Source organism: Bacillus sp. FSL K6-6540 (genome assembly GCF_038007545.1).
This window is the reverse complement of sequence record NZ_JBBOXH010000001.1, coordinates 1,092,890-1,107,205: the sequence shown is the minus strand read 5'-3', so window position 1 is coordinate 1,107,205 and position 14,316 is coordinate 1,092,890. Positions and strand designations below refer to the sequence as shown.

Annotated in this window: 13 protein-coding genes, 1 pseudogene and 1 riboswitch; of the genes and pseudogenes, 1 reads left to right on the top strand and 13 read right to left on the bottom strand. The window is 50.6% G+C overall.

What is annotated here, in order from left to right:
• Window positions 1-144: 144 nt before the first annotated feature.
• Window positions 145-246: riboswitch (purine riboswitch) on the bottom strand.
• 610 nt (window positions 247-856) lie between these two features.
• The gene (locus MHH82_RS04800) at window positions 857-1,468 is read left to right on the top strand and encodes a histidine phosphatase family protein (RefSeq protein ID WP_012819091.1); all 612 of its coding nucleotides are present in this window, start codon (window positions 857-859) and stop codon (window positions 1,466-1,468) included.
• Window positions 1,469-1,500: 32 nt separating this feature from the next.
• Here MHH82_RS04800 and MHH82_RS04795 read toward each other — a convergent pair whose 3' ends face one another.
• From MHH82_RS04795 to MHH82_RS04730, 13 genes and pseudogenes are all read right to left on the bottom strand, one after another.
• Window positions 1,501-1,779 carry a hypothetical protein gene (locus tag MHH82_RS04795; RefSeq protein ID WP_036661960.1) on the bottom strand — a complete coding sequence of 93 codons (279 nt, stop codon included), beginning with the start codon at window positions 1,777-1,779 and terminating at the stop codon, window positions 1,501-1,503.
• 195 nt (window positions 1,780-1,974) lie between these two features.
• On the bottom strand, window positions 1,975-2,409 hold the full coding sequence (locus MHH82_RS04790) for a universal stress protein (RefSeq protein WP_012819089.1): 435 nt from the start codon (window positions 2,407-2,409) through the stop codon (window positions 1,975-1,977).
• Between the two features lie 123 nt (window positions 2,410-2,532).
• Window positions 2,533-2,796 (bottom strand): DUF1294 domain-containing protein, encoded by a 264-nt coding sequence (locus MHH82_RS04785; protein ID WP_340963804.1) that lies wholly within the window; start codon window positions 2,794-2,796, stop codon window positions 2,533-2,535.
• 239 nt (window positions 2,797-3,035) lie between these two features.
• Window positions 3,036-3,173 carry a hypothetical protein gene (locus tag MHH82_RS04780; RefSeq protein ID WP_012819087.1) on the bottom strand — a complete coding sequence of 46 codons (138 nt, stop codon included), beginning with the start codon at window positions 3,171-3,173 and terminating at the stop codon, window positions 3,036-3,038.
• Between the two features lie 107 nt (window positions 3,174-3,280).
• Entirely contained in the window at window positions 3,281-5,419 is a 2,139-nt protein-coding gene (locus tag MHH82_RS04775) for a DNA topoisomerase III (RefSeq protein WP_036661964.1), read from the bottom strand.
• A gap of 62 nt (window positions 5,420-5,481) precedes the next feature.
• Window positions 5,482-6,648 carry a bis-aminopropyl spermidine synthase family protein gene (locus tag MHH82_RS04770; RefSeq protein ID WP_145039123.1) on the bottom strand — a complete coding sequence of 389 codons (1,167 nt, stop codon included), beginning with the start codon at window positions 6,646-6,648 and terminating at the stop codon, window positions 5,482-5,484.
• A 358-nt stretch (window positions 6,649-7,006) separates the two neighbouring features.
• A complete protein-coding gene (locus MHH82_RS04765; protein WP_012819084.1) occupies window positions 7,007-7,459 on the bottom strand; it encodes a GNAT family N-acetyltransferase in 453 nt (150 codons plus the stop codon).
• Complete coding sequence (locus MHH82_RS04760) at window positions 7,459-8,115, bottom strand: sigma-70 family RNA polymerase sigma factor (protein WP_340963795.1); 657 nt, start codon at window positions 8,113-8,115, stop codon at window positions 7,459-7,461. Before MHH82_RS04760 ends, MHH82_RS04765 begins: the two co-directional genes overlap by 1 nt.
• Before the next feature lie 185 nt (window positions 8,116-8,300).
• Window positions 8,301-9,317 carry a zinc-dependent alcohol dehydrogenase family protein gene (locus MHH82_RS04755; RefSeq protein ID WP_340963794.1) on the bottom strand — a complete coding sequence of 339 codons (1,017 nt, stop codon included), beginning with the start codon at window positions 9,315-9,317 and terminating at the stop codon, window positions 8,301-8,303.
• 38 nt (window positions 9,318-9,355) lie between these two features.
• Window positions 9,356-9,880 (bottom strand): annotated as a pseudogene (locus MHH82_RS04750) (N-acetylmuramoyl-L-alanine amidase family protein).
• A gap of 602 nt (window positions 9,881-10,482) precedes the next feature.
• Window positions 10,483-11,304 (bottom strand): MBL fold metallo-hydrolase, encoded by an 822-nt coding sequence (locus MHH82_RS04740; protein WP_145039129.1) that lies wholly within the window; start codon window positions 11,302-11,304, stop codon window positions 10,483-10,485.
• Between the two features lie 87 nt (window positions 11,305-11,391).
• On the bottom strand, window positions 11,392-13,320 hold the full coding sequence (locus MHH82_RS04735; protein WP_145039131.1) for an ABC transporter permease: 1,929 nt from the start codon (window positions 13,318-13,320) through the stop codon (window positions 11,392-11,394).
• A complete protein-coding gene (locus MHH82_RS04730) occupies window positions 13,295-14,065 on the bottom strand; it encodes an ABC transporter ATP-binding protein (RefSeq protein ID WP_119849954.1) in 771 nt (256 codons plus the stop codon). Before MHH82_RS04730 ends, MHH82_RS04735 begins: the two co-directional genes overlap by 26 nt.
• Window positions 14,066-14,316: the final 251 nt, after the last annotated feature.

Below are 14,316 nucleotides of genomic sequence, written 5' to 3'. Positions count from 1 at the left end.
AAAAAAGTCCGATCCCGTAAACACAAAGTTCTGTGCAGGTCTCGGACATACAAGGATTACGAACGCTGCCGCCTGCGTCAAGCAGAAGAGCCTTGCGCATCCGCCGCCTAAGAAGCAAACATGAAGCCAAGCCCCGTCGTTGCCGCACCGTTTGTATTCCCTCGTAGTCCGAAAATTTACGGTTTTCGGGTAGAGACTTCCGGGCCATATCCCCGGCTTTATACGAGACATATTCAATTTCATCAATCATGCTTCATAAGTTATTTTGAACCTCAACATCCTCAGTTTATCAATTTCTGACACCTAATGTCAACCTAAACACGAACAATCGGATTTACAGAAAAAATAATGTTCGTATCTGGCAAGTGAGCAATGCAGCAGCAAAAAGTATGTGCAGATGAAAGCCGCTGATTCAAAACTTCCGGGAGACAGCGGCATTAAAAAACGTAGACAACTACTGAACATTAAAGGGCATGAGCTGTGCATGTGGAGCATAGTCGGCGCTGCGCTGACGCATCGTGATTCCGATCGGCTGTTAAACACGGGAAACTGGATTGAACTATAATGGATGTTTCCCGTGTTTAAAGGCGAACGCTGGCGCTTCTCCATCCACGATTCGTCCGCTCCGCTGGAGCGAGAACCTTTTTTGCTGCTGCATTGAGGGTAAGGGAAAAGTATTATCGCAGAATAAAATAAGATCGGATTCTGCTCTCTAATTGTAATTACTTGCAAGGAAGATGGAGTCGAGTGTCGAAATCTTAACATCCGTCAATAGAATTTAATACGACGAATCATCTTATCCGACGTTTAAATTTGAATCTCGCAAAATCAGAATCTATTTTCTAAGGAGGAACCAATGGCTATCTATTTCGTAAGGCATGGTCAGGACGAAGAAGGGTATCGCGGAGGATGGAGCCAGCGCGGGCTCATCGATGAAGGGATCAGGCAAGCGGAGAAGCTGGGGCAGTACTTGGATGAACACAAGCATGATTTTAATATCCACCGGATCATTTGCAGCGATCTGCAAAGGGCTTGTCAGACAGCCGCAATCATTGCTGATAAACTTAGCCTGCCCTTGAGCGGCTCCGAGGATTGGCGGGAGACCAACAACGGTCTGCTCGCCGGAATGCCCCACGCATTAGCGGAAGAGAAATTTCCCGGGCTGTATTTTTCCAGCTTACGGATGGACGAGAAATACCCTGGAGGTGAGAGCCCGCTAGAAAATTTCCAGCGGATCAAGGATACCTTCACCAAACTATGCCAGGATCAGGAATCGGCGAATCATCATGAAAATGTATTGGTGGTTACTCACGGCGGAGTGATTAACATCATTTATCATCTAATCAAGGATATGGCATGGACCAATAAGAATCCGTTCTTTCCGGCGGCGAACACCGGGCTGCACCGAATCGAGTCTCGCGACGGGCGATGGGAGCTTACCATGGAGAATGCAACCCCTCATTTGTAATCGAGCATCGGACATTTTCCGTCATGCCTGTTCTACCGTTCCCCATGCTTGATGGCATCTACATATTGTTTGGCTTCAACCAAAGACAATCCCAATTCTTCTCTTACGGTTTTAATTGCTTTAATATCCTGCCCATCCTGCACCAGCCGTTTGACTTCCGCAGGCACCGGCCGCTCGGGTATTCCTAAATGGCTTGAGATTTGGTTCAACGTGGCCTGCTGCCGTTTCATTCGCTTCTCCAAGTCCGTCATTCGGCTGGAAGCCATAAGTCCGACCAGAACGACCAAGATGATAAGAAGTATAATTTCCATAGGAGCCTCCTCTGACCAAATAATCACGAACGAACACCCAACATGAACTGCGCTATAAGAAAAAAATCGATCGACGGATCTCATAAGAAGATAGACCGCATTTGACGGAATTTTTTTCTTGCGAGATCAGGAGGGTGAGTCGACTGAAGTGTATACGTTCCTATCAAAAAGGGACGCCTTCGCGTCCCTTCCCCATTATTTTACGACAAGTACCGGAATCGTTGCATGCTGCACCACGTTATGGCTGACACTGCCCAGCACGAACTCGCGGATGCCCCCAAGACCGCGGCTGCCGATGACAATCAGGTCACTCCCGTTCTGATCCGCATACTCCAGGATGACTTCGGCCGGAGGACCCTGGATCATCTCCACTTGACCGTTAACGCCCGAATTTTCGATCCGCTCGCGGATTTCCTCCGTCGTCTGCACGGCCAGATCGTAAACATCTTTATTGAGTGAAGCTGGAATCGGGGCAAGCCCTTCCCCAACGAAGAAACGAGGAAAATCGTAAGCATGAATGACATCCAGCGTTGCTCCCGGCGTTACCTTGGCAAGTTCCACCGCACGTCCGAGCGCTTTATTCGCTGCTTTGGAGCCGTCGTAAGCTAGAAGAATTTTAGTAAAAAGCATACAGGCCACCTCTTTCTGTTGTTAAAAGACCTACTACTTATTATTAAACAGCTTCATACCGGTATGAAACGAGCTTGCCGACTAACTGTCGGCGACATCCCTATGTAAATCATGGCAATGAGGCTAACCCCAGAAATACGTATACAATGCAACGTTTGCGACTAGCAGCAGCGGTACTCCGACTTTAAATGATAAATGCCTCGTCTTATGACGCTTGCGGTACATCGCGATCCATACGCCCAAAGCCCCGCCTATGGCGGCCAACAGAAAAAGCGTCCTCTCCGGAACGCGATCCCGTCCCAGCCGGGCACGCCGCTTATCCTCGGACATGACCAGATAGGCTACCGCATTGATAAAAATAAACCAAACGATCAGTGCAGGTCTCACGTTGGTTCACGCACCCCCATTTCAACTGATCGATCTTGCCAATCAGCCATTAGCTATACGTTCTACCGCTATTATAAAACCGCAGGCTGATGAAGACAATGCCCGGCCATGCCCTAGGGGCATGACGCCAAGCGCTGTCCTTGATGCCATTACGAGGACACCGGCCGGCGGTCGTAAGATCCGACGGGCCCGTGCCCGGCATAATGACAACCCAAACATTTCTTAACCGCCACGAGCCATCAAGATTCGTTCTTGGATATTTCGTTCAGGCTCGGAACATAGTCTGCAGCCTTTTTCGGCTTGAGGGTTTTGCTCTCCTCCAGAATGCTTGATTTATTCTGCTGGTTTTCGGTCTTTCTCGCTTTATGGTTCGGCATGCAAATCACCCCCTGTCCGTAGAATGGGCCATTGCACCCGAGGTTATGCTAACAACGGCAAGAAAAACGCAATCCATCTTAGCCCTATGAGATTAACGCTCGAGAGACTATTCCTTCCCCTTCTGCTCGAGCGCTGCCTTCAACAGATCACCCAGATTGGAACCGATCGACTCCTGCTTGCTGTACTGCTGCACGAGCTTCCGCTCCTCGCGTTTGTTCACGTGCTTGGCATCCTTCTTCAGCGTTTCCGTAATGCCGCAGCCGAGGCACTGCACGAACAGCCCCGCCTTGCCTTCCTTCATCTCCATCTTCTTATGGCACTGCGGACAACGGCGGTTGGACAGGCGTTTCTCGCCTGAGCGCTTGTACCCGCAATCGTCACTCGGGCAGACAAGCAGCTTGCCGCGCTTGGTCTTCTTCTCGAGCAGCCGTGTGCCGCAATCCGGACAGTGGCTGTTCGAAACATTATGCGGCTTATATTCCGCTTCGCTTCCCTTCACGTCCGTGACCAGCTTCTTGGTCATATCCCGTATGCCTCGCAGGAACGGTTCCGGCTTGCCCTGCCCCTTCGCAATCCGCTCGAGCTCGGCTTCCCACCGCGCCGTGAGCTCCGGCGTCCGCAACTCCGGAGCAACCAGCTCGATCAGCTGCTTGCCTTTGCCTGTCGGATGGAGGGTTTGCCCCTGCCGTTCGATCGTGTCGGAGCTGACCAGCTTCTCGATGATGTCGGCCCGGGTTGCCGGGGTTCCAAGGCCGTGCTTCTCCATCTGGGAGAGCAGCGCCGCCTCGTTATACCGCTTCGGCGGCTGGGTCCGTCCCGGCTTCAGCACGCAGCGGACCACCTTCACCGATTCTCCTTCCTTCAGCTCCGGCAGGAGCTTGCCCGAAGAAGATGGGCCCTGACCATCGTCACTCTCGTCGTCCGTGTCATCCTCATAGTCGCCGCCATACACCTCGCGCCATCCGCTGTCCTTGATCGTTGTCCCTTTCGCATAGAGCTGCTCACCTTCAATCTGCACGGTTACCGATACGTTATCGTAACGGGCAGGAGGATAGAACAAGCTGATGAACCGGCGCACGATGAGATCGTACAGCTTGCGTTCATCGACCGACAACTGATTCAGCAGCACGGTCTGTTCGGTAGGAATGATGGCATGGTGATCCGTAACCTTGCTGTCGTCCACGACCCGTTTGCTTGGCGACAAATTCTTGCGAAGCAGCGGGCGTGCAATGGACGCATAGGGTCCGATCGCAATGCTCGACAGCCTTTCCTTCAACGTCCCGACCATATCGGATGTCAGGTAACGGCTGTCCGTGCGCGGATAGGTGACCAGCTTATGCTGCTCGTACAGGCGCTGCAGCACATTCGAGGTCTGCTTGGCCGAGAACCCGAATCGGCGGTTGGCATCCCGCTGAAGCTCGGTCAAATCGTATGCCAGCGGATGCGGTTCGGTTTTCTCGCTCTTTTTCACGCTCACGATTTTTCCCGTGCTGCCTTCCAGCTTCTGCTTCAGCTTGGCGGCCTTGTCCTTCTCGAATAAACGGCCGTCTCCGCCGGCCGGACGCCACGAAACCTCAAAGCTTCCGAGATCCGCCTGCAGCGTCTCATATTCCTGTGAGCGGAAATTCACGATCTCCCTCTCGCGGTCCATGATCATTCCGAGCGTCGGCGTCTGAACCCGGCCTGCGGACAGCTGCGCATTGAATTTGGTCGTCAGCGCGCGCGTCACGTTCAGTCCAACCATCCAATCCGCTTCAGCCCGGCAGCGTGCGGACTCGTACAGCCTGTCGAACTGCTGCCCCGGCTTGAGGGATGCGAAACCTTCCTTGATTGCCTTATCCGTCTGGGAAGAAATCCATAACCGTTTGAACGGCTTGTTCCACTTCGCCATTTTCAGGATCCAGCGCGCAAGCAGTTCCCCTTCGCGGGCGGCATCGGTGGCAATAATCATCTCGCCGACGTCCGAACGCTTCATCAGATGCTGCACCGTCTTGAACTGGTGACTTGTTTCCTTCAACACCTTAAGCCTCGTGTTGTCCGGCAGGATCGGCAGATCCTCCAGCGCCCAGGTCTGATACTTCTTATCATAATCCTCGGGTTCGGCAAGCCCCACCAAATGTCCAAGCGCCCAGGTCACAATATATTTCGGTCCTTCAAAATAATTCTTCTGCTTCTCGCGGCTGCCCATCACTCTCGCAATTTCCTTCGCAACGGACGGCTTCTCAGCCAATACTAATACTTTCATAGCCCTCCCCTTCCTCTGTTCCCCTATTATAACCTCCCAGCGATTGATTCCACAAAAACGAATCAGATCATTTTCTTCGCCAGCCGGGTGAACGCATGATGGGCACATGCCGGACAGCCCTGCTTCTTCAAATCCTCAATCGTGGTAAAATCGCCCTGCACGCCTACCTGCAGCTCGCTCTGACATTGGGTGCATCGGTAAGTTCGGACGGTCCGCCGAACCTCGCCTGTATAAAGCTCATCCTCAAAAGAACCCTTCATCGGCGGATCCGTATATTCCGTCGTTGTCAGCACGATCATTTGGCCGCTATTGCCGATCATCTGCGCTCCGATATATTGATTGAAATGAAGCTGCACCTGTCTGACCGACAACCCCATGCGGACGAATTCGCGCTGCATGGACCATGTGAAGTCGGGTGATTTATGCGCAAACGAGAGAAAGATGGGGCAGCCCTTCTCAGGCTTCAACGCGCTGAGGCCACGGGACAAGAACAAGGTCAAGCCTTGGAGCGTATACGGCGGATCCGTGAAAAAGCAATCGTATTGCCCTTTCCATTCCTGGGGCAGAGGCTGTCTGAGGTCGACATGCCTGCATGTAACCGATACATCTTCCCTTGCAGCCACGTCACCAATAAACCGCAGGAAGCGTTCATCGATATCCATCACGGTAAGGCCCGCTCTCTGCTCCTTCGCGTTCGGGAAGAGCCGTTTCAGCAGCAGGCCGAGCGAAATGCTCACGAGATCGTCGTCGCCCACGCACAGGATGTTTTTTCCGATCAGGCTGTGCTCCCTCAGGCACAGAATCGCCCTCCGGAGACTCGTCTCGACCGTGCATTGGGATTGGTCGATTTGAACATCGACCTGCGGGCGCTGCTCCAGAATCTCCGTTAGCCTCGCCAGCACATCGGAAAGCTCCGTCCGCCAATCGGCTTCGCCGGCCAGAAGCGTTTGATACAGATCGATATCGATGCCTTCGTATCCCAGCTTTCGTTCGACATAGAGCTTTCCGGCGGAGGTGCAGCGTACTCCCCTCTCTTGAACGAGTGCTCCGGCTTTGATGAGCTCCTTCTTGATCGCCGCAGCGACCGGAATCGGCAGACAGGTATGGCGTGCCAGCTCTTTGGTGGATATGCCCGGACGCATATAACTTGCTGCCAGCAGCTGTTCGATGACCTGGGTACCTTCCTGCAGGGAAACCTTCTTTTTTACCTCTTCTATATATTGGATCATGTGAAATCACGCTCTCTTCCTGAGTATGGGTTGCATTTCCCTGGAAAAGAACACACATGACCCCCTGCGTGCTGATAAACCGACATAAAAAAGGGACAGAAGTCCATGAACCATCGTCCACCTTCTGCCCCTTCAGCGGGAAACCGTACCCAGGGTACGGTTATGTACAGTCAATATGATTATGGATGGCTGTTGTGTTCTTAACCAGGTGGACTCCAGCTCGAGCCATCGCAAATAAACCTCGCATAAGTAAGGTTTTTTCGCAAAGCGTTTGCCAGAGTCCTATAAAATTTGGTTAGTTAAGAACACGCACCGACATCAAGACAACTCCCCTATTTCAATCGAAATATCAAACCGCTTAAAACTTGTTGGACATAAAAATAATGTCCTGCTTCACTTCAAAACCATGCTTCCGATAAAAATCTTCGGCCGGAAGCCCCTTTCCCGTTAGCAGTACCATGCAACGAATGTTCATCGAATGTAAGTAGGCCTTTATTCCATTCATGAGCGCCGAGCCTAAACCGCTGCGCTGCAAACCGGTATCGATGAAATATTCCTGGATATGGTACTCCTTGCCGCTGTACCAGCTCTTTGTATGGCCAAAGGAGGCTCCCAGGATGCTGCCCTCCTGTTCGATAACGAATCCCAGGAACACCGGATTGTCCATAAATTCCTTAAGGTATTGCTGTACATGCAGCACAGAGTCCCACTGGTCGAACCAGGGTTCGCCGTTAAAGACCTTGAGCATCAGCTCGGAGCATGGCTCAAGATCGGATTCGTCCATCCATCTGACATTCGGATTCTTTCCCATTAAGCGGCTGCCCCCCATGATCCTTGCATCATGTTGAAGTCGGCAAGCCTTCCCGCCGGAATCGCATTATATATAGGAGCAAAGTCATTCAGACTCGACTCCTTACATACTATCGGGTCATGGCTCACGTTCCTTTCCGTGGAGGATTCCAGTCTTTCCGCCAATATGGCGCGCGCCCGGTGCAGACGGGATTTCACCGTTCCTTCCGGTATACCTATCATCTTGGCGATATGGTTGATCGGTATATCCCGATAATAGTGAAGCTGAATAACTCTGCGTAAATCGTCTTCCAGATGGATCACGGCTTCGTTGAGTTCGATCGCTTCATACGGCAGTGCATCGGCACCCCCATTGGCAAGTTCAACCGTCCGCAGCCGCTGCTGGGAGCGCAGCAATTGCAGGCATTCATGAATGAGAATGCGGCTCAGCCATGTTTTGAAAAAAGCAGGCTCTTTCAAGGAAGGCATAGCTGCGAAGGATTTTACGATCGTTTCCTGTACGGCATCCGCGCAGTCCTCTTCCCGCTTCAGATACAGACGGGCTAAACCATACAAATTACGCTCGTTAGCAAGGATCAGCCTGCTGAAGGCTTCCGGGTCCCCCTGCTGGGCAATCCGAACATCGCGCTCTATATCGGATTTCTTGTTATTGTTCACGTTATGAGACCTCCTTTGTGGCGCTTCCTCGGCCTTACATAAGTTAGATGCCTGAGAGCGCGCTTAGGTTCACGCCAGTTCATCTTTTTTTAAAAAATCTGGTGTTTCCATCACTTTCATTTTCGCACAAATACGTTAATTTCCATATTGTGTGACAGCCGAAACGTTCGAAGACCCTTCGCACGTTAGTTAAATGAAAATGGTTCCAAAATCACTTTCCCTATGTGACCACTTTGTTGTGTTTCTATAATTGCTTTCTCATATTCCCGTAGACTAAAACGCGTTCTTGGTGCTTGAATAGTCAATTCCCCATCTATCACCAATTGGAATACATCACCAAAAGTTTCATGCCACCGAACATCGGAGATACCTTCAATCCATCTCCTAAGCCAATATGGTTTCACTCTGATATTAGAATGTTTATGGTGTATCCGAGCCCAATTCAAATGAGTTCCTGACATAAGACCAATATTTAATACTGTGCCACCTGGACGGATACACTCAATCAGGTCGTGTCCATCTTGCCCGCCAATGCTATCAATACCCGCCGTCGCCCCCATCTCACAGGTCAATTCCAAAACTCGATGGACAAGCAATTCTTTAGACGTGTCAATTACCGCCCAAGCACCAAGCGAATACAGTTCCTGGGTATGGCTATCATTTCTTACCACCGCAATCAATCTGTATCCAAACACCTTTGAAAACTGTGCAAAAATACGTCCTATAGCAGAACCGCAAGCATTTACAATCAACACATCATCAGACTTTAACCGCAATTCTTCTGCACAAATAAGCCACGCTGTCATAGGGTTAATGTACATTTGGCTTGCTGTTTCGTTATCAATTTCAACGGGAACCCGAATTGCAAGATTGGCTTTCGTTTTCACGTACTGTTGCCAAGTTCCTTCACCACGTAGAGGCAGTACCCGTTTACCTAAAAGGGATGCTGTTACGGATGAACCAACAGCTTCAACAACCCCAACCCCTTCATATCCTGGTACTGCTGGCAGCTGAATTCGATGTTTATAGGCACCCCGAATCGGAATTAGGTCAGAAGGATTAATTGGACTAAGAATCATTCGAACCACTATTTCGTCGTGCTGAAGTTGTTTATCGTCTACTCGTTGTTCTAATTCCAACACTTCAAGAGGATGTCCAAACTTCTTATACTGTAAAGAAATAAACTCCTTAATGTGTATCACTCCTTACTGAATGATCCATGGCAGCCCGTCAGTTTTCCTTACTTGATGCTCAGATATTCTTTAATTCCATCGACAATAGCTTGAGCAGCTTTGTATTGTACGGTAGATAGCATTGCTTTTTTAACGGAGATATTACTCAGGAATCCAATTTCCAATAGGACCGCAGCCATTTTCGTTTCTCTAATGACTTGGAAACTTTTATTTTATCTTTCACACCGCGGTCTTTCAGCCCCATTGCTTTGATTAAGCGCTTGTGAATAGCGTTAGCCAGCTGTTTACTGCTGCTTGGCTGAAGTCTATGTACCATTGGCTTGAGGTGACTCAAGAACACTGTTTCCATGTATAGATACAAATACGTCGGCATTTAATGTATTGGCAAGCTGCACACGTTCTGTTCGGGTAGGGTACACATCACTATCGCGGGTCATCAATACTTCGATTTCAGGCTCCTTCAACAGGAGTTCTTGCACTTTTAGAGATAAAGCAAGGTTAAAATCTTTTTCATGTTTATTAGAAATACTTGTCGTTCCCGGATCACTCCCTCCATGTCCAGGATCGATCACTACAATCCTTTTCCCCCGCTCACCTGCCAAGGGTTCTTAAATAGGAGAATCGAAATCGCATGTATCATTTAAATCAATAATCAGTTGATCACCGATAAACTCATGATTAACTTGAATTATACTATCTCGATTCATTTCAATGACGATTCTGATTTGATCTGGATCACGATTAAATAACGAATATCTCACTTCCGATACATTGGGTTGACCACTAACATCCAACTTAGCCATAGATCCCGAGGCTAGTGGTTGAGATAAATCACCAAACGTTGTTTGTGTGTTTCGACGTAAAACCACATTTATGCGTGCAAGCAGCTCCAAAATTTCAAAAGGTTTAATAATATAATCATCCGCGCCGAGTTCAAACCCTGTAATACGGTCATATAGTATTACAAGTTCTTAAGCTCCGTAGCTATGAATATAAGATCTTCTCGCATGCCTAGTATAAGAATTATATCGATAAAATAAAAAATACGCGATTAACTTTGCCGGTCTGTTCATCTGTCTCATATAAAAAACACCGCAAGGTCATCGCCCTCACGGTGTCTCGTTCAGCCTATAAAACGTTCATATCATGAAACGGATGATTGATCCGTTCTCATTCAATTTGGTTCCTTATCCACATACCGACCTTGCTCGGGAACGGCCAAACGGTCAAAGTCCCGGCCCAACCGCGCAAGCGAAGTCGTTAGCTCTTCACCGCGCATGGAGACGCCGTGCCCCGTGACCAGAATTTCGGGATTCAGGCTTGCCAGGCGGCGAACCGATTCACGCGCCAGATCCCAATCCGGAGTAAAATACATCGGCGGACCGTGAAGCTCCTTCTCCTGCCCGATGACGGCAAGCGCCGACTCCTGCTTCACCGTAATGACCGCGTCTCCCGCTACGAGGACCCGGTCCCGTTCGCGGTACAGGGAGATATGTCCGGGGCTATGACCCGGCGTCGGCAGCCATTTGAATTCGGGAAGACCGGGCACGCTTCCGTCCTCCGGCAGCGGTCGTATCCTCGATCCCAGATCGATGGCTTTGTTCGGATACATGGGAGCAACGCGGGCCATCAATCCCCCGCCTACGCTCGGATCCCCCGGAGGATAGTCTTCTTGTCCCGTAAGAAACGGCAGTTCGCTCGGGTGTGCGTAGACGGGAACGTTCCAGCGATCGGCCAATTCCTTCACATTGCCCACATGGTCGAAATGGCCATGCGTCAGCACGATGGCCACCGGCGGCTTGCCGAATCGGTTCTCCGCTTCTTCCGCAATGGAACCTTCGAAATTTCCGAGTCCCGTATCAATCAGCACCCAGTCACCGGTTCCCGGCGTACCGATCATTTGGACGTTCACCATGACGGTACGCAAGGAAAGAATATCGGTCGTAACCTCTTCGGTCTCTACGGCACCCGTCTTTAACATGCTGTGATCATTCATTATGGAATCGCCCCCATTTCTCGTTGTGAAGTGCTTCTTGTAATAACATACCCGTTTTGGCCCTTTTCAACGAAGAAATGGCGGTTTTTACTGAATCATTTTGTTGAGACGCTCCAGATAACGCCAGCGAGTAATAAAGAAATACATGATCTGGATGCTCAGGAAGAAGATGAAGATCTTCAAACTATGCCCTACGATCGAGAAGTCTACCAGCTGCTGAAGCGCAACAAAGGCAACGCCGCTATGGATGAGTGCGATTAACATCGGCAAAAAGAACATAATGACAAGCTGCTTGGTAATGATGGTGCCAAGCTCTTTTTTGCTGAGTCCCACCTTGGCAATCATGCGATACTGCTGTTCGTCCCGGGCAAGATCCGCGTATAGCCGGAAATATACAAAGCTTGCCGCGAAGGTAAAAAACACGATGCCGACCAGGCCGCTAACCATAAGCAGAATGCCGTTCTGCTGCTGAGCGCTTTTCCAATCCAAGTACAATGACTTGAGATAATAGCTGTAGTCTTCCGGCTCTTTAAGACGTTCCTGAATCGATCTGGACACATCCCCTGTATTCTTCCAATCCTGAACGTAAAACGTATGGAATGCCGCATAACCGTATTCCTGATCCTGTTGTGTCTGGAACACATCCTCGTACAAGCGGTCGGATACGACCAGCGTATCGCCGTAGGTCGCGGGTACGGCAATAAACGTTTCGGCTTTGAGCACCTTGACGATTTCCGATTTCTTGCCGTTTACTACCTCGAACTGATCATTTAAGGGACCGTCTATTCGGTAGCTGTTCTTCTCCGAGACCGTTCCCGGAGTCAAGATCCCTTCCAGGTCGTCTAATGCTTCTGCCGGGTAACCCAGCGACTGAATGAGACTGTTATATTCGCTAAGCTTGATCAGCTTCACCCCGTTATCCGAGAATATCGGAGTAACCTCCGCCTCCTTGTACTGAAATCCGCCCTTCTTGAGCTCCTCCCTGATCATATCAAGATGACGATTCCCTTTATCAGCGTCCTCCTCATACATGGTGTACGTATAGGCATAAGGATTTTCCATGGCCGACAGGCCCGGATCTCCGATCGCAAGCGTGGTTCCGATCCCGGTAAAGGCGGATGCCGAGATGACCGATACGAGGAAGAACATCACCGCATTGTCCTTGATTCTGTACAGCAGCTCCGAGATCGTCAGCAGATTGGTTCGGCGGAAGAAGAACCGCTCTTTCCTCTGCAGATACCGCATGAAAAACACGCTGAACTGGGTGAAGAGAAAATAAGTGCCGATGATGACGAATACAACGCCTCCAAGCAACAGGAACAGATTGAAAATTTGGAGAATCGCAAAAGCCATCACCATGCCGTATCCAGTTCCAATCAGCAGGACAGCCAGCACGGCCAGCCAAGGCGATGCTTTGGGCTGCGGCTTCGGGCTTTCCTCTGCTTTCACCAGGGCGAGCAGCGTGCCCTTCCGCAGCATGAACGAGGAGAACAACGCAATCAGCAGGAACAAAACGGCATAAGCCGCAGCCGTAATGATCAGCGATTCGAGCGGAAAATAAAACGGAAGTCCCTTATCCACGGCCAGCAGATTGGCGCTGATTAGCAGAATCAGCTTGGAGAACAGCAATCCCGTTCCGATGCCGACTACAATCGCTGCAGCGCCAATCAGGATATTCTCGATGAACAGCATCCGGTTCAATTGCTTGCGGGACATGCCGAGGATCAGCAGAATGCCGAACTCCTTTTTCCGGACCTTGATGAAAGCCCCCACCGAATACAGCAGGAAGAAAAATGAAAAAACGAACACGATGTACTGGGATACCGTCATGCCCATCGTACCCAGCATGGACATGGTACCGCTGGAGGAGACCAGGCCGTCCTTCAGCTGTGGGTGAAACGATAGCAGCCCGTAGGTAAAGAAAATCATGACGGAGAAGGCACTGCTCAGGAAATGGGCAATATACGTGCGCTTGCTGCGCAGGACATTGTTAATGGCGAACTGGCGAAAATTCATGTCCCGAACCTCCCAGCAGCGATAACACGTTGATGATTTTTTGATAGAAGGCCGATTGGCTCTCGCCGTACGTGATTTCGTTGTACAACTGTCCGTCTTTGATAAACACCACCCGATTGCAGTAGCTTGCTGCCACCGGGTCATGGGTGACCAGCAGCATCGTCACTTGGTCTTCCTTGTTTCTCCGGTCCATCATTTCCATGACGTCGCGGGCCGACTTGGAGTCCAGGTTGCCTGTCGGCTCATCGGCCAGAACCAGCTTCGGTACGTGGATCATGGCCCGCGCTATCGCCGTCCGCTGCGCCTGTCCCCCCGATATTTCATAAGTCCGCTTATCCAGTATCGATGTGATGCCCAGTTTATCGGCCAAAATGCCGACCCGGCGGTTCATCTCATCCAGATCCACGCCGTCCAGCGCCAGGGGGAGCAGGATATTCTCTTTCACCGTCAGCGTATTCAGCAGGTTAAAGGACTGGAAGACAAACCCCAGCTCACGCCGGCGGAACATGGCGAGTTTATCCTGGGATAATCGGAACGGGTCCTCCCCGCCGATGGTGATCTCCCCGGACGTAGGTCGGTCGATGGTGGAGATCATGTTGAGCAGCGTCGTTTTTCCGCTGCCGGAGGGGCCCATGATGCCGACGAATTCCCCTTGGTTGATGCTCAGATTGATATTGGAAAGCGCCTCGTGGGACACTGCGGCCTTATAGACTTTGCCCAGATTGCGCACGTTTAGTATTTCCATCTTGTTGTAAACCTCACTTTCGTTATTTCGTTCCTGTAAGGCTAGTGTATAGCATCCGGCGGGCCATCTCCTATCGATCACTCTTTCGCCAACCTTACATCGGTGTAAGATTCATGCGCAGACCCGCTCTGGGTACGTCACGGTCGCAATCTAAAGGGCGCTTCGAGTGCGTAACGGTTGCGATTCCAGAGGTGCTCCGTGTACGTCATTGTTGCTATTCTAAAGGTCCTCCGTGTACGTCACGATTGCGA